This is a genomic window from Providencia sp. wls1916 (assembly GCF_009706585.1).
In the GTDB taxonomy this organism is placed as follows: domain Bacteria; phylum Pseudomonadota; class Gammaproteobacteria; order Enterobacterales; family Enterobacteriaceae; genus Providencia; species Providencia lanzhouensis.
In genome coordinates, this window is the sequence record NZ_WLUL01000013.1 from 190,681 (window position 1) to 213,295 (window position 22,615).

The window sequence follows — 22,615 nt, forward strand, 5'->3', positions numbered from 1 at the left end:
TTGATTAATTGCACAGTGAATAACAAAAAATACAGATACGGCATCTGTCTTATTCAAGATGGATTTCAGTATTCGATAAAACAACATACACCACAGGAGCATTACCAATGACGCTCTCGATGAAAAAGACAGGTTTATTGACGGTAGGCTTAACATTAGCTGCTTTAGCGGTATCTGCCTCAGTACAGGCTAAAACACTGGTTTATTGTTCTGAAGGTTCACCTGAAGGGTTTAACCCGCAGTTATTCACCTCTGGAACAACTTATGATGCGAGTTCAATCCCCCTGTATAACCGTTTGGTTGAATTTAAGCTGGGTACGACTGAAATTGAGCCGGGCTTAGCAGAAAGCTGGGAAGTCAGTGACGATGGTAAAGTGTACACATTCCACCTGCGTAAAGGCGTGAAGTGGCACTCCAATAAAGAGTTCAAACCAAGCCGTGACTTAAATGCGGATGACGTGATTTATACGTTCATGCGCCAAAAAGATCCAAACCACCCATATCACAAAGTTTCTGGCGGTAGCTATGAATACTTTATGGGAATGGACATGGACAAAATCATCGACAAAGTTGAAAAAGTCGATGACAACACTGTTCGTATCACATTAACACGCCCAGAAGCGCCATTCTTAGCGGATATGGCAATGGACTTCGCATCAATTTTATCAGCGGAATATGCTGACCAAATGATGAAAGCGAAAACTCCAGAGAAAGTTGACCTGAACCCAATTGGAACAGGGCCTTTTGAACTGCAACAGTATCAGAAAGACTCTCGCATTCTGTACAAAGCAAACAAAGATTACTGGGGCGCGGTACCGAAGATTGACCGTTTAGTTTTCTCTATCACTCCTGACGCGTCAGTACGCTATGCAAAATTGCAGAAAAATGAGTGCCAAGTGATGCCGTATCCAAATCCGGCTGACTTAGAGCGCATGAGAGCAGATAAAGAAATTACGTTAATGGAGCAGCCTGGTCTGAACGTAGGCTACCTGTCTTACAACGTTGAAAAGAAACCACTGGATAACCAAAAGGTTCGCCAAGCGCTGTCAATGGCCGTGAACAAAGACGCCATTATCCAAGCGGTTTATCAAGGTGCGGGTCAAAAAGCGAAAAACTTAATTCCACCAACTATGTGGGGTTACAACGACGCGATTAAAGATACCGAATATAATCCAGAAAAAGCCAAGAAATTGCTGGCGGAAGCGGGCTTCCCAGAAGGTTTTGAAATTGACCTGTGGGCAATGCCAGTTCAACGCCCATATAACCCGAATGCACGCCGAATGGCGGAAATGATCCAAGCTGACTGGGCGAAGATCGGGGTTAAATCGAAAGTGGTTAGCTACGAATGGGGTGAATACCTGAAACGTGCTAAGAGCGGCGAGCCTCAAACCGTAATGATGGGTTGGACTGGTGACAATGGTGACCCTGATAACTTCTTCGCGACCTTATTCAGCTGTGCTGCGAAAAAACAGGGTTCTAACTACTCTAAATGGTGTAATCAAAGCTTTGAAGACGTGATCCAGCCTGCACGTATGACATCTGATCACAACAAACGTGTAGAACTGTACAAACAAGCTCAAGTGATCATGAACGAACAAGCGCCAGCGCTGATCATCGCTCACTCCACCGTATTTGAGCCTGTGCGTAAAGAAGTAAAAGGCTACGTGGTTGATCCATTAGGTAAACACCACTTCGAAAACGTAGACATTGATAAGTAATTGTTTTTAATCTGTAAATGCCCTTCACTGCCTCTTTGCAGCGGAGGGCGTTTTCTCCTCTGACGTTCAGAAGATGCAGATAAATTTAGTTATTTGTGAGCAGATGAAAACGTTGTTTTTCTGACCAGCCAAGCGGACTAAGAGCCGTCGACGGCATTATTAAAGAGACTCAGGATATGCTGCAATTTATCCTCCGACGATTCGGGCTCGTGATCCCCACCTTTATCGGTATCACGCTACTTACTTTTGCTTTCGTTCACATGATCCCAGGCGACCCAGTCATGATTATGGCGGGTGAACGCGGATTATCTCCAGAAAGACACGCATACTTAATGGCTGAATTAGGACTTGACCAGCCACTTTGGAAACAATACCTCCATTACCTGAACGGCATAATGCATGGTGATTTAGGGATCTCCTTAAAAAGCCGCATTGGCGTTTGGGAAGAATTTTTACCTCGCTTTTTAGCCACCGTAGAACTAGCCACTTGCGCCATGATTTTTGCGGTTTCTGTTGGGATCCCTGTCGGGGTTTTAGCGGCAGTTAAACGTGGTTCGATTTTCGATCACACTGCGATCGGGGTTTCATTAACAGGCTACTCTATGCCGATCTTCTGGTGGGGGATCATGTTGATCATGCTGGTCTCTGTTCAGTGGGATCTCACTCCTGTTGCGGGAAGGGTAAGCGACACAGTTTTCCTTGATGACTCGAATCCGCTCACGGGCTTTATGCTGATTGATACCCTAATTTGGGGGGAAGCGGGAGACTTCAAAGATGCAGTGGAGCACTTAATTTTGCCATCCATTGTACTCGGAACCATTCCACTGGCTGTGATTGTGCGTATGACTCGCTCGGCGATGCTGGAAGTATTAGGGGGAGACTATATTCGTACGGCGAGAGCCAAAGGTGTTAGCCGTGCTCGCGTGATTTTAATTCACGCCCTGCGTAACGCATTACTGCCGGTTGTCACGGTCATTGGTTTGCAGGTCGGTGTGATGCTCGCCGGTGCAATTTTGACGGAAACTATTTTTTCATGGCCGGGATTAGGTCGTTGGTTAATTGAAGGATTACAACGTCGAGATTACCCAGTGGTTCAAGGTGGCGTCTTACTTGTCGCAACGTTGATTATCTTCGTTAACTTAGTGGTTGATGTGCTGTATGGCATTGTTAACCCACGTATTCGTCATAAGAAATAAGGAGCGCAAACATGTCTCAAACAACTGAGTCGAAAGCTGTCAGCGCCCCGAAGCCGATGACACCCTTACAAGAATTCTGGCATTACTTTAAGCGCAACAAAGGCGCTGTTGTTGGTATGTTCTACATCATCTTGATGGTATTAATTGCTATCCTTGCGGGTGTATTAGCGCCTCATGCTCCTGATGAGCAATTCCGTCAGGCGTTACTGATGCCGCCAGTCTGGGAAGAAGGTGGCTCATGGGAGTTTATTCTTGGTACGGATGATGTCGGGCGCGATTTATTATCTCGCCTAATGTACGGAGCAAGGCTTTCGTTATTAGTGGGCTGTCTCGTGGTGGTGTTATCCCTAATTATGGGGGTCACTATTGGGGTGATTGCGGGCTATTTTGGCGGCGTAGTGGATGCGCTGATTATGCGTATCGTCGACATTATGTTGGCTCTGCCAAGTTTATTACTCGCATTGGTCTTGGTGGCAATTTTCGGACCTTCGATTGTCAATGCCTCGATAGCGTTAACCTTTGTGGCATTACCGCACTATATTCGTTTGACGCGAGCCGCGGTTCTCGTGGAAGTGAATCGTGACTATGTGACTGCCTCGAGAGTGGCGGGAGCAGGGGCGTTGCGTCAAATGTTCGTCAATATTTTACCTAACTGTCTGGCACCATTGATTGTACAGGCATCTTTAGGCTTCTCGAACGCCATCTTAGATATGGCTGCACTGGGTTTTCTGGGAATGGGGGCACAGCCACCAACACCAGAATGGGGAACTATGTTGTCTGATGTGTTGCAGTTTGCACAAAGCGCATGGTGGGTCGTAACGTTCCCAGGATTAGCAATTTTATTAACGGTATTAGCGTTTAACCTGATGGGTGATGGTTTACGTGACGCCTTTGATCCAAAACTCAAGCAGTGATGAGGTAATCTAATGGCATTGTTAAATGTAGAAGAACTCTCCGTTCACTTTGGTGACGAAGGGACACCGTTTCGCGCCGTTGACCGCATCAGCTACCAAGTTGAGAAAGGGCAAGTGGTGGGGATCGTAGGCGAATCAGGTTCCGGTAAATCAGTTAGTTCACTGGCGATTATGGGGTTAATTGATTACCCCGGCAAAGTGATGGCGAAATCGTTGCAGTTTGATGGACGCGATTTATTGTCGATTCCTGAAAAAGAGCGTCGCCAAATTGTCGGCGCAGATGTGGCAATGATTTTCCAAGATCCGATGACCAGTTTGAACCCATGCTTTACGGTCGGTTATCAGATCATGGAAGCGTTAAAAGTACACCAAGGGGGCAATAGAAGCACCCGTAAACAGCGGGCCATTGACCTGCTAAACATGGTGGGAATTCCTGATCCGCAGTCACGCCTTGATGTATATCCTCACCAGTTATCTGGCGGGATGAGTCAGCGAATTATGATTGCGATGGCGATTGCTTGTCGTCCAAAGTTGTTGATCGCCGATGAACCCACTACGGCGCTTGATGTGACCATTCAAGCACAAATCATTGAATTATTGTTGGAATTACAACAACAAGAAAATATGGCGCTAGTACTGATTACCCATGACTTAGCGTTAGTGTCAGAAGCCGCACACCATATTATCGTGATGTATGCAGGGCAAGTGGTCGAGTCTGCGAAAGCGAAGGATATTTTTAAACATCCGAGACACCCCTATACCCAAGCATTGCTGCGCGCATTGCCTGAGTTTGCTAGCAACAAATCGCGTTTAGCTTCTTTGCCGGGTGTTGTACCCGGTAAATATGACCGCCCTGAAGGATGCTTACTCAACCCGCGTTGCCCGTATGCAACGGATCGTTGTCGCCAAGAGGAGCCTGCGTTACAAACCATTGGTGACCGTCAGGTGAAATGTCACATGCCACTGGATGATATGGGGAGACCAACGCTATGAGTGAGCAACAAGCTAAAGGAATGCCGTTATTAAAAGCGGTGGACTTGAAAAAATACTATTCCGTGAAAGGCGGGGTCTTCTCGAAGGAGAAAACACTCAAAGCGCTTGATGGTGTCTCTTTTGAGTTAGAAAAAGGGAAAACATTGGCGGTGGTTGGGGAGTCAGGTTGTGGAAAATCCACGCTTGGGCGCTTATTAACAATGATTGAGCAACCATCGGACGGTGAGCTGTATTATCGTGACCAAAACTTACTGATTGCTGATAAAGCAGCAGAGAAACTACGTCGCCAAAAAATCCAAATTGTCTTCCAAAACCCATATGGTTCGCTGAACCCGCGTAAAAAAGTCGGGCAAATTTTGGAAGAGCCTTTATTGATTAACACTTCGCTATCGAAAGAGCAGCGTAAAGAAAAAGTGTTATCCATGATGGCAAAAGTGGGTTTGAAAACAGAGCATTATAGCCGTTATCCGCACATGTTTTCTGGTGGGCAACGTCAACGTATCGCTATCGCTCGTGGGTTGATGTTAGACCCTGATGTGGTTGTGGCGGATGAGCCAGTATCGGCGTTGGATGTGTCCGTACGTGCTCAGGTATTGAACCTGATGATGGATTTACAGCAAGAATTGGGGCTTTCCTATGTGTTCATCTCCCACGATTTATCGGTGGTAGAGCATATCGCGGATGAAGTGATGGTGATGTATTTGGGGCGTTGTGTGGAAAAGGGGACTAAAGAGCAGATTTTTAACAATCCTCAGCATCCATACACTCAAGCGCTACTTTCTGCGACGCCACGTTTGAACCCTGACCAACGCCGTGAGCGCATCAAATTAACGGGAGAATTACCGAGCCCAATGAATCCGCCTCCGGGGTGTGCGTTTGCAGCACGTTGTCGACGCGCTTTTGGTCCTTGCACGCAATCTCAGCCTGCATTGAAAAATTACCGTGAGCAGTTAGTCGCTTGTTTTGCCGTTGATGAAGACGAAAAGCAGGTAATAGTCGCAAATTAATTACTTTAAACGGCAGAAAAGCAAACTTTCTGCCGTTTCTTTATGCTGTATCTACTCACTTTAGCGGTTAATTTGGAGCTTATCTTAAATAAGTGATCTTTCTTTTTTAAAGCTGCACCTTTATACAGAAAATCAAGTATACTGTTTGTCCGATTTTTTTCTTTAAAAAGCAGCTTGATTAGGAAGGTTGTGGGAAATGAACACTCGTGTCCAACGTTCACTCACGTTTAAGAGCATGGTCGTATTCTTTGTGATTACGTTGCTTTTTCTTGCACTTTTTTTGTCCATTCAATTTACTTACCTCTTAGAACAGCGCAAACAAGATTATTTAAATCAACTGAGCAATGCCGTAGTTCAAGTCCAAAAACCATTGACGGACTCACTACTTAGCTCTGATTTAAACGAAGCCAAAAGGCTACTTGTGAGCCTGAAAACCTCGGGGATTATGGGAAAAGCCATTGTTACGGTGGATAATGCGACGGTAATGAATTTAAGCTTTGCCACGCCGAAACCGATCCCAGAATGGTCTTTACCGCTTATTGGTATTCCGGTTGAGATGACTGTTCCATTGTATGCCTATGGTACGGTAGCGCCACAAGCGAAACCTCAAGGTTATTTGACGTTACAAGTGGATTCTAACCGGGTTTACCGTTTTGCACTCAACACCTTTGCGTTGCTAACGACAACGTATTTGCTGCTAGCGCTGATTATCTCCATTGCGATGACGTGGTGTGTGAGCCGCATGATTGTACGCCCACTGCGTAAAATGGCGGGGGAGTTGCAAGTAAATCAGTACGTCGACCATTTGGAAGTTTCTCAATATCATCAAGATGATGAGATAGGGTTATTGGCGAAAGGTTATAATCGTCAAATAAAACAACAAAATTCAGATTAAGCCATGAACATGTTATAAGGTTTGTGGTCTAATATCATTACACATACCTATCATATTGTTAGCAGCAAGATTCGGGCGACTTACTCACTATCTGTCGTATCCAAAATGCGAAATATCAGCAAATAAATGGTGATGTTTAACATGCATTTTAGTGATCAACTTAGCGACTTAGCGTATTGAGCGCTGCCCAATTATCTCAATAACATGCAGCGATGTTTTTTTCGGGTATAGTGATAATCAAATTTTTGATGAAGCCAAACTATATCGCTTAACCGAGTCAATTAGCGTTTTTCGTTAATTTTTCTGTTGCTGTTTACGGTTAAATACAAGGATATAAAGAACATAGGGGTCTACATGCAGGGTTTGAAAGTGCGATATATCATCGGCGTGGTACTTTTATCAGTCACTGGTTTTGCTAGTGCTGAACCTTTACAACCCGATCCAGCATGGCAGCAAGGAAAGCTCGAGAATGGCTTTAATTGGCAGTTATTACAAACACCACAGCGTCCAAATGATCGGATCCAACTTCGGTTAGCCATTAAAACAGGTTCGTTATCTGAAAAAGCCAGTGAAAAAGGGTACAGTTATCTGATCCCCCGAATGGCGCTATTCCATCAATCTGAAGCTTTTCCTGCTGCTACATTGCAAAATTTTTGGCGTCAGGCAACCGACCCTGATATGCCGTTACCTCCAGCCGTCGTTTCTTACGACTACACAATTTATAGTTTAAGTCTGCCTAACAACCGCCCTGATTTGGTGAAACAAGCATTAAGTTGGTTGGCAACATCTGTGGCTGGGGCGCAATATACTGAGAATTCATTACAGAGTGGGTTAACTGTTCCCAATATTCCAGTGGCTACCTTACCAGTCAATGCCAACGACCCTGTTTGGCGTGCTCGTCTCAATGGGTCGGCGATGCTAGGTTATGATCCAGGGCAGAAGCCAAACGGTAAAGTCGATTTAGCCAGTGTGAATTCGTTCTATCAAAAATGGTACACACCTGATGTCATGACATTATATGTCGCGGGGCATGTGGATTCTCGCATGTTATCTGACAGTATCACTCAAGCGTTTTCATCGTTAGAAGGTAAGCGTTCTGAGCCTGTTTCAGTTGCTGTTTTATCGTCAGTGAAGCCTCAGGCAATTGATATCCTTCAAGACAAATCAACGCAAGATACCCTCTCGCTAATTTGGGATATCGATTGGTTGCCAATCAAAGATTCCAACGTGTTGCTGCGTTATTGGGGAAGTGACCTCGCTCGAGAAGCCATTTACCGCTCATTACAGAAGTCCTTTAAACAAAAGTTTGCGGAAGAGGGTGTGACGCCGGGCTTAGATTGTCGTGTTCAGTATCAAAAAGCGAGCTGTACGTTAGCGATTTCTGCACCACCAGAAAAAATGGCAGCAGTGGCAGACGTGGCGTTGAATGAGCTGGCGGCAATCAAACAAAATGGTATTGACCCAGAGCTGTTCAATGACATGATGAAAGAGAAGCAAGTTCAATTATCACAACTGTTTGCGGCATATGCGCGTACCAGTACCGATGTGTTAATTAGCCAGCGTTTGATTTCACAACAAAATGGCGTCGTGGATATCGCACCTGAGCAGTATCAATTACTCAGACAAGCGTTCTTAGGAACTCAAAATCTTGAACAAGTAAATATGGAAGCGCGTCGTTTACTGTCTCAAGAAGCGGCGATTGTCTTAGCACAGCCGAAAGAAAAACAGACCATGGATGCAGAGCAAATTCGCCAGAAATTCACGCAAGTGTTATGGCCTAAATTACCTGCGGTTGTGGAGCCGGCGCCAGAATCTCCAGCAGTCGCAGAGCCTCAAGAGGGCGGGCCTGCACCAGCGTTACCGATTCCAGCACCATTGACCCGTTAGTGATCAACTGAATAAAAATAGCCCTCACTGATGAGGGTTATTTTTTTGTGTTGATGGCGCTTTATTTAGACGTCAACAATGCTTCAATCGCGTTAATCAGTTCGTTCCGTGAATCTCGATTATCCACAAACCCCGCAGCACTGGTTTGAGTTGCCGGTGAGTAGTACGCAACGGAACCCCAAAAGCCTAAATGGGAATAGAGTGTCATACCGTTGACCTCATTGACCATGATCCCTTGCCGATAGCCTTGCGCCCCTTCATGGGAGCCTGCACTTAACATGGTGTCTAGGGTTTCCGATTTGGTAAAAATCTTACCGCTAAATAGGGCTTCAAAGAACTGTGCCATTTGTTTCGAGGACATCACTAAGCCACCACCGCCATACACATCCATTGAAGGATCCATGTCGGAGCAATCGAGTTTTCCGAGGTACTGTTTTGCACGAGGTTCCGTTGTAGCAGGGAGTTCAAATGTTTCCCAGTAGGCGGTCTGCAAGCCAATTTCATTAAACTTCAAGAGTTCTCGGACAGCTTCTCCCAGTGCTTGTCCCGTCATTCGCTCAATAATATTCCCAAGCAGAATATAGCCCGTATCAGAATAGATAAAAGCTTCGGAGGGGCGGAAAAAGGGGTGATCTTGCTGAATATATAACTCAATTTGCTCTGAACGTGTCCATTGATAATCAGGACGTTTTAAAACGTCTTTGAGGTATTCCTCGTTGGCATGATCCAATAGCCCACTACTGTGGTTGAGTAGGTGACGGATCGTAATCGCATCGGTGTCGTATTTTGGTGAGAGTAATTGATTGTATTTTGGTGAAATATAATGAGAAATACTGTCATCTACAAACAGCTTGCCCATCTCAGCCAAGCGTAAAATCGCCGCTGCAGTAAAGGGTTTAGTGTTACTCGCAATGCGCAAAGGCGTATCGACAGTTAATCGTTTCCCCGCAAGATCGCTACCTCGCGCACAGAATGTGCCAACGCAGTTTTGTGGCTGATTATGGTAATAAACGACGACACCACAAGATAGATTTTCCAATTGAGAGATTAGCATTGTCGGCTTCCTTAAGCGTGGGCTCACTGTATCTTCGGCTGTTTGTCGCTATAACATACACGCTTAAAATGCGTTTAGTTTGCTAATTTTATGATAGTAATGAGAAATGCGGCTGTTATCACATTCCGAAAAACAGTTAGGTTCATTGAGTAAATATTGGGATAGAATGATAAAGATACATATTATATGCAATTTATTAACATGCCATTCATCTATCGCATAAGCATAAAAAGGTAAGGAAAGTATGAGCCATTCCAATGTATTACTGCATCGCCTAAACCTACGTTATCCTATTATTCAAGCGCCTATGGCGGTAGTTTCAACACCTGCGTTGGTCGCCGCCGTTTGTGAGGCGGGCGGATTGGGCTCCTTAGCACTGGGCGCCAGCTCGGTAGATCAAGCTAGGTCAATGATTGCAGCCACTCAAGCACTAACAAACAAACCATTTAATGTGAATGTGTTTTGCCATACGACACCACAACGCAATAGCCAGAACGAACAGGCTTGGTTGGCACATTTACAGCCTAAATTTCAGCAGTTTAACCATCAAGCCCCAGAGCAATTGGATGAAATTTATCTCTCATTTTTAGATAACCCAGCCATGTTGGAACTATTTTTAGAAATGAAACCCGCAGTCGTGAGTTTCCACTTCAATGTGCCGTCTTGTGAAGTTATCAATGCTTTGAAAGAAAAAGGTATTTTTACGATGGCGACGGCGACAAACTTACATGAAGCCCAATTAATTGAACAAGCAGGCATTGATGCAATTGTGGCGCAAGGAATAGAAGCTGGTGGCCATCGTGGCATGTTTGATGTGCAATTAAAAGATGAAGAACTGAGAACAAATCAGCTGGTTGCGCTACTTGCTAAACACACGCAATTACCGATTATTGCGACAGGGGGGATCATGGATGGTGCGGATATCAAGCAAGCTCTTGCTCATGGTGCTTCTGCCGCACAATTAGGAACCGCCTTTCTGTTATGCCCAGAATCTGCGGCAAATGAAGGATATCGTCGTAAACTGAAAAGCCAAACTACGGATAATACTTATTTAACTGCGGCTATCTCAGGGCGGCCTGCCCGAGGTATTTTCAACCAGTTTATGCAAGCGGGGCAGCAGTATGATGAAAGTAAATTGCCAGATTATCCCATCGCTTATGATGTGGGTAAGCAGCTGAATGCCGCGGCAACTCATTCCGGCAGTGATGAATTTGCCGCCCATTGGGCGGGACAAAATGTGGCAAAAGTCCGTGAAATGAGCACAAAAGATTTAATGGCGACGCTCATTAAAGAGATGGAATAAATGAGTGAGGGGAATGATAAACCTACCATTCCCCTATGATTGATATTAGGAAGTGAGAACGTCTTGTGCACCCCCCTTCGGCTCATCCGTGGCAATCCACGCAGCGCAAAAGAGTGTGAGTCGGGCAAAGAAATAGAAAAATGCCATTAACCCCAATACTGAACCAAAAGCTGCTCCCGATGGTGAAGAGGCTAAGGTTGGTAAAATCCATGTCATGATAGATTTGATGATTTCAAATCCAATCGCGGCGAGCAAGGTGCCTTTCAGCAGTGAGCGGCGACGGTGCTGCATGCGTGGTAAAATCCAGAAAATCCACAAAAATAATAAGAAGTTGGCGGTAATGGAAATTGCTAAGCCAATCAGTGTCCAAACGGGCTTAAGCCACTCAATGCTGTCTAGGCCAAGCGTACTGACAATGGTTGCTTGAGCAGAGCCAGCTACGGAGGTCAGTGTAATAGTGACAATTAACGCGATTAGCAAACCTATTAGCGCGAAAAAGTCCCGAACATAGCGAAAAATGATATTTTCTTGTTCTGATTCGTTTCGTTCCCAAATGGTGCGAGATTGCGCTAAAATCGCTAAGCGCAAGTTATTTACCCAGTTAACGCCAGAATAGACCGCTAGTGCTAAACCAGTTAACCCCACGGTGGTACGCTGGCGGATAGCCGTATCAATGGTTTGTTCAAGGGTATTTGCGAGTGTGGGATCAGTAATGTTGGCAGAAATGCCACGAATGAGCTTCTCAAGTAATTCAGGATTGCTGGCTAACACGAAACCCGCCGCAGCGAAGCTAAACATCAGTACAGGGATCAGGGATAAAAACGAGAAATAGGTAATTGCGGCGCCAAACTGGTTACCCATTCTATCGGTAAAACGTTGGGCAGTGCGGATTAAATGCGCAATAAATGGAATTGCACAAACAAAATCGACCACTCTCATTGAGAACGTTAAGGCTTTTTTACTACCGTCTAGGCTTTTGTTTAGAGTGGATTTTAATTTGTTGGTCTCTTTTTGTTGCTCATCTTGCATGTCTGACATGCGTTCCCCTTTTCACTGCTTAATCAAAATATTCTTATAATTCACCATTCTATATTCTTTTATACTATAGCCTAAGTTTGTTGATAATTTCACCCTATGCCTTTATTTATCCAAAATTAGGCATAGGGTGAGATAAAGAATAGAAATTAACTATTTGATTAAAATTGAATTTTTATTAAAGGGTATCTTTGTAGATGTCGGAGAGGTCTTGAGCTTCTTTAAGTTCAGCCTTTGCTTCGGCGACCTTACGCTTATGTTTAGCGATTTTTTCAGGGTCACCTTTTTGAACAGATTCTTGCAATTCAGCTTCACGCTCAGCGACTTTTTTCTGTTTTTCAGCAATTTTCTGCTGGCTATCGCGATACAGAGAATCAGAGGTACAGTAGCGATTAACGTTCTCGAGCGCTCGCTCTAAGCCATTTACGCGGTAAGTATTGCCGTGTGCTTTGGCATATTTGAGCTGAGTTTCAATTTTTTGTTTTTTGATTTCACATCCTTGGGATGAATTACCTGCCATTGCAGAATTATTCACTAAAAATAACGCTAAAATGGAAGATATTATAAATACTCGTTTCATTGGTTTCCCCTGTTGTGGTTTTTAATTTTGCTTAGGATAACTTTTTGCTAAGGAAAGGTCATGTGCAATTTTGTCATGTTTTGTCACTATGACAATCCCATCAAATTTTAGCTATAATGGCGCGAAAGAAATTATTTGGTCTATTTTTCATTCAACAGACCTTCTGTACAGATTCTATTAACAGCATTCACAAAAGTGACTGCTGAATTCCTCAGGAAATAAACGCGACATGTTAAGTTATCGTCATAGCTTTCACGCAGGCAACCATGCGGATGTTCTCAAACATACGGTACAAAGCCTGATCATTGAATCTCTTAAAGAAAAAGAGAAACCATTTCTGTATCTGGATACCCATTCCGGCGCGGGTCGTTATCAATTAACCAGCGAACATTCAGAAAAGACAGGGGAGTATCTCGAAGGGATTGCACGAGTTTGGGAGCAACCGGACTTACCTGAGGAACTACTGCCCTATATGCAAGTTGTGCGCCGTTTAAATGAAAATGGTCGCTTACGTTATTACCCGGGATCACCACTATTAGCGAAACATTTACTGCGTGAGCACGATAAACTGATTTTAACCGAGTTACATCCAAGTGATTATCCATTATTGCGTACTGAATTTTCTCGCGATGAGCGTGCACAAGTTGCCCGCGAAGATGGTTATCAGCAGTTAAAATCGAAATTACCTCCGCAAAGCCGCCGTGGTTTTATGCTGATGGATCCACCTTATGAGATGAAATCAGACTATGAAGCGGTCGTAAAAGGCGTTGTTGAAGGTTATAAACGTTTCGCAACAGGCACTTATGCGATTTGGTATCCAGTGGTTCTACGCCAACAAATCAAACGTATGGTGAACCAGCTAGAAGCTACGGGTATCCGTAAAATTCTGCAAATTGAATTAGCGGTACGCCCTGACAGCGACCAACGCGGCATGACCGCATCCGGTATGATTGTCATTAACCCGCCTTGGAAACTTGAGCAGCAGATGAAAAATGTCCTGCCATGGTTACATAAAACACTGGTGCCAGAAGGCACTGGGCATACATTAGTTGAGTGGATTGTACCTGAGTAAATTGTACTTGAGTAATAATAGACTCTAGCTATTGCAGTAACAGGCAATAGCTATCTTAAATGTTTATGTTTACATAGCATAATAAGAGAATATTAACGTATTCGTAATTCAACAAATGGGAATCACCAAGTTATGAGCAAACATTACGACTATATTGCAATTGGCGGCGGTAGCGGCGGTATTGCGTCAATGAACCGTGCGGCAATGTACGGACAAAAGTGTGCCCTGATTGAAGCTAAAGAGTTAGGCGGCACTTGTGTTAACGTCGGTTGTGTACCGAAAAAAGTGATGTGGCATGCAGCGCAAATTTCTGAAGCTATTCGCGCCTATGGTCCAGACTATGGTTTCGATACCACTATCAATGATTTCAACTGGAAGAAATTAATTGAGAGCCGTACTGCTTATATCGACCGTATCCACCAATCTTACGATCGCGTACTTGGCAATAACAAAGTCGATGTGATCAAAGGTTTTGCTCGTTTTGTTGATGCACATACCGTTGAAGTGAATGGCGAGATTTACACCGCGGATCATATTTTGATCGCAACGGGTGGTCGCCCGGTGATCCCAGCTATCCCAGGTGCGGAATATGGCATGACTTCTGACGGTTTCTTTGAACTGGAAGCACTGCCTAAGCGTGTTGCTGTTGTCGGTGCGGGCTACATTGCCGTTGAACTGGCTGGCGTACTGAATGGTTTAGGTAGCGAAGCCCACCTGTTTGTGCGTAAACATGCTCCACTGCGTGCGTTTGACCCGCTTATCGTTGAAACGTTAGTGGAAGTGATGAACGCAGAAGGCCCAACGCTGCACACAGAATCCATTCCGAAAGAAGTGGTCAAAAATGCAGACGGATCACTGACACTGAAATTAGAAAATGGTCACGAGCAAACTGTTGATGTGCTGATTTGGGCAATCGGTCGTGAGCCAATGACGGATAACCTGAATATTGAAGCGGCAGGCGTTGAGCTAAATGCGAAAGGCTATATTAAAGTCGATAAATATCAGAATACCAATGTGGCTGGCGTTTACGCGGTGGGCGATAACACCGGCGCGGTAGAATTAACGCCAGTCGCCGTTGCTGCGGGTCGCCGTCTATCTGAGCGCTTGTTTAACAACAAACCTGACGAACATTTAGATTACACCAACGTGCCAACGGTTGTATTCAGCCATCCGCCAATTGGTACAGTGGGTTTAACTGAGCCAGAAGCCATTGAAAAATATGGTGCAGATGCAGTGAAATGCTATAAATCTTCATTTACCGCGATGTATACCGCAGTCACTTCTCATCGCCAACCATGCCGCATGAAGCTGGTATGTGTGGGTAAAGAAGAGAAAATTGTCGGCATCCACGGTATCGGTTTTGGTATGGATGAAATGCTGCAAGGCTTCGCGGTCGCTCTCAAAATGGGCGCAACCAAGAAAGATTTCGACAACACTGTTGCAATCCACCCGACTGCTGCGGAAGAGTTTGTGACAATGCGTTAAGCATCGTTTAGCTCTCTTTAGCGAGAAATTAAAAAGGCGCAGGTTAATTCTGCGCCTTTTTGCATTTCACGGTGATGATAATAGGTACTACATCGCTAGCAGCGTAGCAATCTCTGGGTGTGTTGCTAGGCTATCCATATAGGTTTGCATCGGCGGTGTTGCGGTATATCCGCAATATTTGATTAAAAACATCACAAAGCAGCCCACATACACATCCACTGCGGTTAATGTTTCACCGCAAATATACGGTTTGGCACTGGCGAGGCAGACATCTAGCGTCGCTAAAGTGCGTTCAACGCTACCAAAGCCTGACGATTTTTGCTGTTCTTCTGTTAATTCCACACCTAAATCAAGGACGGTAAACGCAGATTCAATCGGACCTGCCGTGAATAAAAACCAGCGGTAATAAGCACCACGCTCAGGGCTATTAAGTGTGGGGGCAAAACCCTTTTCAATAAACTTATCGGCTAAATAAAGACAAATCGCCGCGCACTCAGTAACAACCACATCACCATCAACTAAAGCAGGTACTTTTGCCATTGGATTAATGGCAAGGTATTCCTTGGTGTGCATCTCTGCACCATAAGCTAATTCAATGCGCTTATAGGGAACGTCCATCATTTTTAATAGTAAATCAACGGTATTGCCGCGGGACATTGCATTGGTAAATAGAACTAGCTCGCTCATAGTGGTTTTTCCTTAAATTAAGTAGAGCACTGACTATAAGCGAAGGCGGTGTCAGAAATTGTCAGGAGTGACACACAAAACTTCTTTCTGCCAACGGCTGAGTAAATAGCCTTTCGGGTAGGGCAGCGACTCACCCAAGACGGTGTAAGCTTGGATTCTATCTAAGCGGAAATGGCGATAGCTTTGGCGCAATTCGCACCACGCCGCTAACACTTGGGTATCTTTCATATAACCCACCGCAATCGGCCAAATAATTCGTTCACTGGATTGTCCTTTAATATCCACATACGCGATTTTGGCTTTGCGCTCTCCCCGTAAACTCAGGCGTAAATTTTTAGCCACATGCTCGTCAATTTCATTAAGTTGGGTCGTTGGGGCAAATAGCGTATTACTGTTTAGGATGATCTGTGCCTCTTTACCCACCACAGCATTAATTTTATTGAGTGTGCGCAGGGCAGAGTTTTTGAGTTCTTCATCGGCATTATTTTGTACCCAGCGTAAACCTAAAATTAGCGCTTCTAGTTCATTCTCATCGAACATCAATGGTGGCAGTAACAATCCGCTTTTTAACTGATAACCAATGCCCGCTTCACCTGTAATTTCAGCTCCTTGGTCGCGTAGCGATTCGATATCCCGATAAATGGAACGAACACTCACCTCTAACTGACAGGCGAGGGCATCTGCGGTGACCGGATAGCGATTCTCTTTCAGGATCTGAATCAATGTGAGTAAGCGTTGGGTGCGAGTCATTCGGCTCTCAGTTAGGATGTTATGCAAAGAATTGCCCATCATACTAAAGAAAGCCATCATTGAATTCCAATCGTCTTTGCCATTATGAATAAAACCTTCACTTCACCTTCATCTAACTGTCATCTTCCAGCCGTAGCCTGCCATGGCAATTTGAACGCGCGTGCAAAAACGACTCAACCGAAAATTCATACAAAGAACAAGAGACATCCACTAGGAGAAGCAAATGATTAAGCGCACATTATTGGCATCCGCTCTGATAGCCTCAACACTTGGCGCTAGCGCCTCTGAATTAATTATTGCCGGACGAGATAGCAGTTACGGTGATGCGATGCAGTTTGTTGTCGACGAATATAAAAAAAATAATCCTAAGGCACAAATCACGTTAGTTAAGCGTCCGAGTAAAGGGCTATATGAAAGCGTCGTGCTCTCCATGCGCGAGAAAACCGGTAACTATGACGTGATTTTAATGGATGACTCGTGGGCACCTGAATTCCTTGCCAACAAGTGGTTATCCCCACTGTCTGATTCACTCCAAGATAAAGACTTTATTCAATCCACCGTGGATATCGGTCGCCAAGACGGCAAAGGTGCGAGCTATGCATTGCCAATGGTGGGTAACGTGGCAATGTTCGCGTGGAATAAAGACCTGTTCGATCAGTACAAACTTCAACAGCCGAAAACATGGACGGATGTGTTGAACTCAGCGAAAACCATTAGCCAAGATGGCAAAGCCAATGGCGTGGTGTACCGAGGAGTAAAAGGCAACCCGATCGTGACGGGATTTTTACCCATTCTGTGGGGATATGGTGGCGACGTTGTCGATAGTAACGGAAAACCGACCTTGAATACCCCGCAGGCCAAACAAGCGTTAGAAACCTTCTTAGCCATGAAGCAATATGCACCGAAAGGGGTGGATGTGTTTAACGCAGATGAAGTTCGCGATGCATTACAAAAAGGTACCGCAGCAATGGCAATCGAAGTATGGCCAGCTTGGGTGCCGGATCTTGATAATGCCAAAGTCTCGAATGTGGTCGGCAAAATGGAAATGATGGCTCCACCAGCAGAAATAGGACAGCCATCACCGATGCTAGGTATCTGGCAGCTTGCGATTCCGGCGGATGCGAAAAACAAAGTGGAAGCGGAGCAATTCCTTGCATTTGCTAGCAGTGCCGAAATGCAAAAAGCGTTAGCACTAAACTTTGGTACACCGCCAACGCGCCATAGCGTCTACGCAGACCCGCAAGTTGTTAGTCAATACCGTTGGTATCCGCAACAAGCAGCCGCATTAGAAGCGGGTAAAGCACGCCCACGCATTCAAAACTGGGCAGAAGTGGAAAGTATTCTTGGGGACTTTTTACAAATGGCGATGATGGGGCAAATGACCGGAGATCAAGCTTTGGAACAAGCGCAAAAACGCATTGAACGTAGCACCAAAAAATAGCACCCAAAAAAATAGTGATGTTTTTCATAGCGCTAGTTTCTAGCGCCTTTATGGAATGCTGAGTATGTTATTTGAAAACCGTAAACAGTTGTTTTGGTTACTCCTCCCAGCGTTGATTATGCTGGGGTTATTGACGTTGTATCCCATCGTATCCGTGCTGTATCACGCATTTGGGCAAGTGGATTATATCGATGACAGCTATCACTTTATTGGCTGGTCGAATTTCTCGGAATTGTTCGATGACTTTTTCTTTCTGGCTGCGATTAAAAATACTTTCGTGTTTACCCTCGTGGCGTCTATTGCCCAAGTTCTTTTAGGGCTGTGGCTAGCACTGCTGTTTAACCGTCAATTTGCTGGGCGAAAATTTGCGTTGCCCATCATTATCTACCCGATGATGCTCTCCACGCTGGTGTGCTCCTCGATTTGGCGCTCTTGGTACAACTATGATTTTGGATTCTTAAATAGCCTGCTGGTGGCGGTGGGTTTACCCGCCCAAGAGTGGTTGTTCAATCCAGATTTGGCCTTATATTCCATAGCGTTAGTGGATACCTGGCAATGGACGCCAATGGCATTTCTGATCATTTTGGCGGGCTTGCAATCCATTCCTAAAGATATTGGCGAAGCGGCGATGGTGGATGGTGCAAAAGGCTGGAAATCCTTTGTCTACATCACGCTTCCGCTGATCAAAAAGCAACTGATGCTGGCATTTTTATTGCGCTCTATCGATACCTTTAAGTTATTCGACAAAGTGTATGTGATGACGGGGGGCGGTCCAGGAAATTCAACCGAGACATTATCTATGTTTGTCTATAAATACGGTTTCCGCTTCTTTGACTTAGGCATGGCGAGTGCGGCGGCGTTAGTGATGTTGGCGATTTCCTTGCTGATGACATTGATTTATGCCCGAAACGTAATGAAAGGACGCTGATCATGAAAGCCAAAATACATACATTGTTTGTTTGGTTGGCAGTGTTGATCATGACGCTGCCGATTATTTGGATGTTCGGCACGGCGTTTAAATCCCCGTCTGAAATTATGCAATCGGGGGCGCAATTACTACCAAGCCAACCGAGCTTATCGTCGTTTGAAAAGCTATTTGAAGGGGACTTGCTGAGCTTAGTGGGCAACACGGTTTTAGTCTCGGTGGGGGCAACGGCGGTTTCGGTGGTACTGGCGTTCTTTTGTGCTTACGCCTTAGTGCGTTATCGCTTCCCTGCTAAGCTCGATAACGTGTTTTTGCTCGGTGTATTGATTATTAAAATGATGCCGCCGATTGTGATTGCCATTCCGCTCTATTCCTTGATGAACCAAGTTGGGTTACTGAATACCCGCATTGGGCTGATTTTGTCTTATCAGGTGTATACCTTGCCGTTTTGTATCTGGATGCTGCTCGGTTTTATTCGCGATATTCCATTAGAGATTGAAGAGGCAGGGGCGATGGATGGGGCGAACTTACTGCGCCGTTTAGCCTATATTGTCTTTCCGCTTTGTGCGCCGGGGTTAGTCGCGACGGCGATTTTCTCCATGATCCTCGGTTGGAATGAGTTTTTATTCTCGCTGTTATTTATTCATACGCCAGACAAATTCACTATCCCATTATTTATCTCTAACTTTATGACTGAAGACGGTACTGCATGGGGAGAAATGATGGCGATAGGGATTGTTTCTTCGCTGCCGATGCTGGCGCTGGCGGGCTATATGCAGCGCTATTTATTACGTGGTTTCTCGATGGGATTGAAATAGTAGGCACTTATCATGAAAAAACTTGAACTGATTAATATTGGTAAAAGCTACGAAGGGCATTGCGTGATCCCACAGGTGGATTTAACCATCGATAATGGCGAATTCGTGGTGTTTGTTGGACCTTCTGGCTGCGGGAAATCCACGTTGCTACGTATGATTGCAGGGCTAGAATCCATCACTGAGGGGGAATTGAGACTCAATGGTCAACCGTTGAATGATGTGCACCCCTCACTGCGACAAGTGGCGATGGTGTTCCAATCCTATGCCCTATATCCCCACATGAGCGTGGAAAAGAATATGGGATTTCCGCTGAAGATGGCGGGAATGAGTGCGCGAGAAATTACCCAAAAAGTACGGGAAACCGCCGAGAATTTACAATTAACTCATTTGCTTGACAGACTACCATCGGCGCTGTCTGGTGGGCAGCGTCAACGGGTGGCGATTGGGCGCGCGATTGTGCGTGACCCTGAGTTATTTTTGTTTGATGAACCGCTGTCAAACCTTGATGCGAAGCTACGTGGCGAAATGCGCATTTACTTGAAGCAACTTCATCAAAACTTGAAAGCCACCATGATTTACGTGACTCACGACCAAGTTGAAGCGATGACTTTGGCTGACCGCATTGTGGTCTTAAATCAAGGACGCATTGAGCAAGTAGGTACGCCTGAAACGTTATACCAGAAGCCAGCCAATAAATTTGTAGCGTCATTTATTGGGTCACCGGTGATGAATTTTCTCCCACCGCAAATGTTCGATTCAATCGATATTTCGCTACCTGCTGGAACGGAGTGTATAGGCGTTCGTCCTAATCAAGTGGTGGTGGATAGCCAAAACCCGGATGCCTTTATGCCAATCACGGTGGTGGAGCCTCTAGGGCATTCACGGCTCTACTATGGCCTATTACAAGACAAGGGTTCTCTACAAGGCTTCGGTTCACTACAAGGGCTGCATTTTGTGGTGGAGAGTGACCAGATTTATGGATTGGGGGACAGGTTACCCATAAGCTTATCGGGTTCGACGTTGCACCTTTTTGATGAGCAAGAACAACGGATTGAAATGGCTAAAACAAGGAAAAACCATGCAGCCTAGTTTTCAAATTACGGTAGTGGGAACGGGGGATGCTTATGATAGCGAACGCATCAATGCTAGCATTCTGGTGGAAGAGTCAGGCTACCAATTGCTGGTGGATTGTGGTCCGACGGTGCCTCAAGCGCTGTTTGGACAAATGCATGTGGAAGAATTGGATGCTATCTATTTAACCCATACCCATCCTGACCACTGTTTGGGGCTAACCTCCTTGCTTAACTGGATGGATTCGTACCGACGAAAGCGCCCACTGACGATTATTGCTCAGCGGGAACAATGGGCGCTATTGACGCCGCTTCTTGCTTTTTCATATTGGCCTAAAGCGCAATTAGGTTTTGAGATCATCCAACAAAATAGTGAAGAGATTCAATTTATTGGTGATTGGAAAGTGACAACGGCGTTAACTCAACATTCGGTCAGTAACCGCAGTTTGCACCTGACGGCGAATTCGGGGCGTAGTCTGTTTTATTCAGGGGATGGTGAGATTTCACCCCAAGGGGAACAATTGGCGTTGCAAAGTGATTGGGTATTTTTGGAGTGTGAAACCCTCGATATTCATCCCAGTCATGGCTCTTGGGCATCACTACACCAGCGGTTGCAAAAGTTATCTCCCAAATCTAATAGCCAATGGCGGCTTTATCATATTGAGCCGCGTTACCGAGATAGCCTGCGTGAACATATTGCCGAATATCCGTTTCTTCAGTTGGCTCAGCAGGGGGAATGCTTATCATGATGCAAAATCGCAAAGTGACGGCATCGGATGTGGCGGAAGTGGCAGGCGTTTCCCGTTCGTCGGTATCACGGGCATTTACCGAAGGTGCGAGTATTCACCCGAAGAAACAGCAAAAGATTTTAGACGCAGCGAAGCAGTTAGGTTATCAACCTAATTTTTTTGCTCGTACACTGAGTACGCCTAACCAGAAAAAACGTTCCAATATCGTGGCGATCCTTGTCAGTGATTTGTCGAACCCGTATGAATCCTATTTGTTTGAAGCCTTATCCAGCGCATTACAAGGGCACGGAAAACAGCCGATGCTGTTGAATGTGAAAAAGGCGGGCGACCTTGATGAGGCGATTTTGCAATTATCGGGATATCAAATTGATGGGGTGGTTGCTGTCGTGGGGTCACTGCCAGTCGAGCATTTTCATCAATGTTTAAAACTCTCTTTACCGCTAATTACACTGGGACGCAGTGATGCTGCGGGATTGGTTCCATCAGTACAAACAGATAACCAATTAGCCGGAGAAATGGCGGCAAAATATCTATTAAGTTTAGGCTTAACTCGGTTGGGGTTTCTGGCTGGGCGTGGAGATGGGCAAGCATCAAATGAACGCTATCAAGGTTTTAAAAACTATTTAATGGCAGCGGGTTATCCTGAGCCAATGTGCTTATCTGCGGGGAGCTATCGTTATCAAGCGGGTTTTGAAGCGGCGTTGCAGCATCAGCAGCAACTACAATCGTTGGATGGCTTATTTTGTGCCGCAGATTCTTTGGCGCTCGGGGTAATGGATTGTTGCCGGCAAAAGTTGAATATCACGGTTTCTGAACAACTCAGGATCGTGGGGTGTGATGATATTCCGATGGCGGGGTGGGAAGGGTATCAACTCACCACATTGGCTCAGCCTGTAAATCGTATTGCCCAGCAAGTGATTACCTTGCTTGAAGGCATTTGGGCGCAGTCAGAGAATCAACCGAATCTTATCAAGCTTGAACCTGAGCTGGTTGTACGCAAAAGCGCATAAAAAATGCCTCGAATGAGGCATTTAGA

At 45.3% G+C, this 22,615-nt stretch carries 21 protein-coding genes; 16 read left to right on the forward strand and 5 right to left on the reverse strand.

The features are described from left to right. The first annotated feature begins 107 nt into the window (after positions 1–107). From dppA to GKR61_RS09025, 7 genes are all read left to right on the forward strand, one after another. Positions 108–1,718, forward strand: a complete 1,611-nt coding sequence (dppA, locus tag GKR61_RS08995; protein ID WP_108478735.1) for a dipeptide ABC transporter periplasmic-binding protein DppA — start codon at positions 108–110, stop codon at positions 1,716–1,718. 176 nt (positions 1,719–1,894) lie between these two features. Continuing rightward, a complete protein-coding gene (dppB, locus tag GKR61_RS09000) occupies positions 1,895–2,914 on the forward strand; it encodes a dipeptide ABC transporter permease DppB (RefSeq protein ID WP_154639737.1) in 1,020 nt (339 codons plus the stop codon). An 11-nt stretch (positions 2,915–2,925) separates the two neighbouring features. Beyond that, entirely contained in the window at positions 2,926–3,828 is a 903-nt protein-coding gene (gene dppC, locus GKR61_RS09005) for a dipeptide ABC transporter permease DppC (RefSeq protein WP_154639738.1), read from the forward strand. Positions 3,829–3,840: 12 nt separating this feature from the next. After that, a complete protein-coding gene (gene dppD, locus GKR61_RS09010; protein ID WP_036948618.1) occupies positions 3,841–4,821 on the forward strand; it encodes a dipeptide ABC transporter ATP-binding protein in 981 nt (326 codons plus the stop codon). Then, positions 4,818–5,828, forward strand: a complete 1,011-nt coding sequence (gene dppF, locus GKR61_RS09015; protein WP_036948621.1) for a dipeptide ABC transporter ATP-binding subunit DppF — start codon at positions 4,818–4,820, stop codon at positions 5,826–5,828. The genes dppD and dppF overlap by 4 nt, the downstream gene beginning before the upstream one ends. Positions 5,829–6,024: 196 nt before the next feature. Further along, positions 6,025–6,723, forward strand: a complete 699-nt coding sequence (locus GKR61_RS09020; RefSeq protein ID WP_154599878.1) for a HAMP domain-containing protein — start codon at positions 6,025–6,027, stop codon at positions 6,721–6,723. A 354-nt stretch (positions 6,724–7,077) separates the two neighbouring features. Further along, positions 7,078–8,610 carry a M16 family metallopeptidase gene (locus GKR61_RS09025; RefSeq protein ID WP_108478737.1) on the forward strand — a complete coding sequence of 511 codons (1,533 nt, stop codon included), beginning with the start codon at positions 7,078–7,080 and terminating at the stop codon, positions 8,608–8,610. Between the two features lie 61 nt (positions 8,611–8,671). Here the strand turns inward: GKR61_RS09025 and GKR61_RS09030 are convergent, their stop codons facing one another. Then, positions 8,672–9,664, reverse strand: a complete 993-nt coding sequence (locus tag GKR61_RS09030; RefSeq protein WP_154599879.1) for a serine hydrolase domain-containing protein — start codon at positions 9,662–9,664, stop codon at positions 8,672–8,674. A 244-nt stretch (positions 9,665–9,908) separates the two neighbouring features. Here GKR61_RS09030 and GKR61_RS09035 point away from each other — a divergent pair, with 244 nt between their 5' ends. Further along, positions 9,909–10,967: an NAD(P)H-dependent flavin oxidoreductase gene (locus tag GKR61_RS09035; protein ID WP_154599880.1), complete on the forward strand. Its 1,059-nt coding sequence runs from the start codon at positions 9,909–9,911 to the stop codon at positions 10,965–10,967. Positions 10,968–11,012: 45 nt separating this feature from the next. Here the strand turns inward: GKR61_RS09035 and yhjD are convergent, their stop codons facing one another. Beyond that, positions 11,013–12,005, reverse strand: coding sequence for an inner membrane protein YhjD (gene yhjD / locus GKR61_RS09040; RefSeq protein ID WP_148444782.1), 993 nt, complete (start codon positions 12,003–12,005; stop codon positions 11,013–11,015). Between the two features lie 175 nt (positions 12,006–12,180). Further along, a complete protein-coding gene (locus GKR61_RS09045) occupies positions 12,181–12,582 on the reverse strand; it encodes a DUF1090 domain-containing protein (RefSeq protein ID WP_036948636.1) in 402 nt (133 codons plus the stop codon). Positions 12,583–12,811: 229 nt separating this feature from the next. On the opposite strand from GKR61_RS09045, the gene GKR61_RS09050 reads away from it, so the two are divergent. Continuing rightward, positions 12,812–13,654, forward strand: a complete 843-nt coding sequence (locus GKR61_RS09050) for a 23S rRNA (adenine(2030)-N(6))-methyltransferase RlmJ (protein ID WP_036948638.1) — start codon at positions 12,812–12,814, stop codon at positions 13,652–13,654. A gap of 132 nt (positions 13,655–13,786) precedes the next feature. Then, positions 13,787–15,139 (forward strand): glutathione-disulfide reductase, encoded by a 1,353-nt coding sequence (gene gorA / locus GKR61_RS09055; RefSeq protein WP_154599881.1) that lies wholly within the window; start codon positions 13,787–13,789, stop codon positions 15,137–15,139. 87 nt (positions 15,140–15,226) lie between these two features. Here gorA and GKR61_RS09060 read toward each other — a convergent pair whose 3' ends face one another. Together GKR61_RS09060 and GKR61_RS09065 are read right to left on the reverse strand one after the other, a co-directional pair. Then, positions 15,227–15,826, reverse strand: a complete 600-nt coding sequence (locus GKR61_RS09060) for a glutathione S-transferase family protein (RefSeq protein WP_154599882.1) — start codon at positions 15,824–15,826, stop codon at positions 15,227–15,229. Positions 15,827–15,877: 51 nt separating this feature from the next. Next, positions 15,878–16,576: a helix-turn-helix transcriptional regulator gene (locus tag GKR61_RS09065; protein WP_154599883.1), complete on the reverse strand. Its 699-nt coding sequence runs from the start codon at positions 16,574–16,576 to the stop codon at positions 15,878–15,880. Between the two features lie 223 nt (positions 16,577–16,799). Here GKR61_RS09065 and GKR61_RS09070 point away from each other — a divergent pair, with 223 nt between their 5' ends. The 6 genes from GKR61_RS09070 (at position 16,800) to GKR61_RS09095 (ending at position 22,589) form a co-directional block, all read left to right on the forward strand. Then, positions 16,800–18,017: an ABC transporter substrate-binding protein gene (locus GKR61_RS09070; RefSeq protein WP_154599884.1), complete on the forward strand. Its 1,218-nt coding sequence runs from the start codon at positions 16,800–16,802 to the stop codon at positions 18,015–18,017. 64 nt (positions 18,018–18,081) lie between these two features. After that, entirely contained in the window at positions 18,082–18,945 is an 864-nt protein-coding gene (locus tag GKR61_RS09075; RefSeq protein ID WP_036948646.1) for a carbohydrate ABC transporter permease, read from the forward strand. 2 nt (positions 18,946–18,947) lie between these two features. Further along, the gene (locus tag GKR61_RS09080; protein ID WP_154639739.1) at positions 18,948–19,760 is read left to right on the forward strand and encodes an ABC transporter permease subunit; all 813 of its coding nucleotides are present in this window, start codon (positions 18,948–18,950) and stop codon (positions 19,758–19,760) included. A 12-nt stretch (positions 19,761–19,772) separates the two neighbouring features. Then, positions 19,773–20,849: an ABC transporter ATP-binding protein gene (locus tag GKR61_RS09085; RefSeq protein WP_154599886.1), complete on the forward strand. Its 1,077-nt coding sequence runs from the start codon at positions 19,773–19,775 to the stop codon at positions 20,847–20,849. Further along, a complete protein-coding gene (locus GKR61_RS09090; protein ID WP_154599887.1) occupies positions 20,839–21,579 on the forward strand; it encodes an MBL fold metallo-hydrolase in 741 nt (246 codons plus the stop codon). Before GKR61_RS09085 ends, GKR61_RS09090 begins: the two co-directional genes overlap by 11 nt. Beyond that, positions 21,576–22,589 (forward strand): LacI family DNA-binding transcriptional regulator, encoded by a 1,014-nt coding sequence (locus GKR61_RS09095; RefSeq protein WP_036948654.1) that lies wholly within the window; start codon positions 21,576–21,578, stop codon positions 22,587–22,589. The genes GKR61_RS09090 and GKR61_RS09095 overlap by 4 nt, the downstream gene beginning before the upstream one ends. The last annotated feature ends 26 nt before the right edge of the window (positions 22,590–22,615 follow it).

What these genes read in the sequence shown, in the direction of transcription:
- gorA (WP_154599881.1), top strand. Translation starts at nt 13,787, where the DNA reads ATGAGCAAACATTACGACTATATTGCAATTGGCGGCGGTAGCGGCGGT.
- GKR61_RS09075 (WP_036948646.1), top strand. Translation starts at nt 18,082, where the DNA reads ATGTTATTTGAAAACCGTAAACAGTTGTTTTGGTTACTCCTCCCAGCG.
- dppC (WP_154639738.1), top strand. Translation starts at nt 2,926, where the DNA reads ATGTCTCAAACAACTGAGTCGAAAGCTGTCAGCGCCCCGAAGCCGATG.
- dppA (WP_108478735.1), top strand. Translation starts at nt 108, where the DNA reads ATGACGCTCTCGATGAAAAAGACAGGTTTATTGACGGTAGGCTTAACA.
- dppF (WP_036948621.1), top strand. Translation starts at nt 4,818, where the DNA reads ATGAGTGAGCAACAAGCTAAAGGAATGCCGTTATTAAAAGCGGTGGAC.
- GKR61_RS09045 (WP_036948636.1), bottom strand. Translation starts at nt 12,582, where the DNA reads ATGAAACGAGTATTTATAATATCTTCCATTTTAGCGTTATTTTTAGTG.
- GKR61_RS09020 (WP_154599878.1), top strand. Translation starts at nt 6,025, where the DNA reads ATGAACACTCGTGTCCAACGTTCACTCACGTTTAAGAGCATGGTCGTA.
- yhjD (WP_148444782.1), bottom strand. Translation starts at nt 12,005, where the DNA reads ATGTCAGACATGCAAGATGAGCAACAAAAAGAGACCAACAAATTAAAA.
- dppD (WP_036948618.1), top strand. Translation starts at nt 3,841, where the DNA reads ATGGCATTGTTAAATGTAGAAGAACTCTCCGTTCACTTTGGTGACGAA.
- GKR61_RS09035 (WP_154599880.1), top strand. Translation starts at nt 9,909, where the DNA reads ATGAGCCATTCCAATGTATTACTGCATCGCCTAAACCTACGTTATCCT.
- GKR61_RS09050 (WP_036948638.1), top strand. Translation starts at nt 12,812, where the DNA reads ATGTTAAGTTATCGTCATAGCTTTCACGCAGGCAACCATGCGGATGTT.
- GKR61_RS09090 (WP_154599887.1), top strand. Translation starts at nt 20,839, where the DNA reads ATGCAGCCTAGTTTTCAAATTACGGTAGTGGGAACGGGGGATGCTTAT.
- GKR61_RS09095 (WP_036948654.1), top strand. Translation starts at nt 21,576, where the DNA reads ATGATGCAAAATCGCAAAGTGACGGCATCGGATGTGGCGGAAGTGGCA.
- GKR61_RS09030 (WP_154599879.1), bottom strand. Translation starts at nt 9,664, where the DNA reads ATGCTAATCTCTCAATTGGAAAATCTATCTTGTGGTGTCGTCGTTTAT.
- GKR61_RS09060 (WP_154599882.1), bottom strand. Translation starts at nt 15,826, where the DNA reads ATGAGCGAGCTAGTTCTATTTACCAATGCAATGTCCCGCGGCAATACC.
- GKR61_RS09085 (WP_154599886.1), top strand. Translation starts at nt 19,773, where the DNA reads ATGAAAAAACTTGAACTGATTAATATTGGTAAAAGCTACGAAGGGCAT.
- GKR61_RS09065 (WP_154599883.1), bottom strand. Translation starts at nt 16,576, where the DNA reads ATGACTCGCACCCAACGCTTACTCACATTGATTCAGATCCTGAAAGAG.
- GKR61_RS09025 (WP_108478737.1), top strand. Translation starts at nt 7,078, where the DNA reads ATGCAGGGTTTGAAAGTGCGATATATCATCGGCGTGGTACTTTTATCA.
- GKR61_RS09070 (WP_154599884.1), top strand. Translation starts at nt 16,800, where the DNA reads ATGATTAAGCGCACATTATTGGCATCCGCTCTGATAGCCTCAACACTT.
- GKR61_RS09080 (WP_154639739.1), top strand. Translation starts at nt 18,948, where the DNA reads ATGAAAGCCAAAATACATACATTGTTTGTTTGGTTGGCAGTGTTGATC.
- dppB (WP_154639737.1), top strand. Translation starts at nt 1,895, where the DNA reads ATGCTGCAATTTATCCTCCGACGATTCGGGCTCGTGATCCCCACCTTT.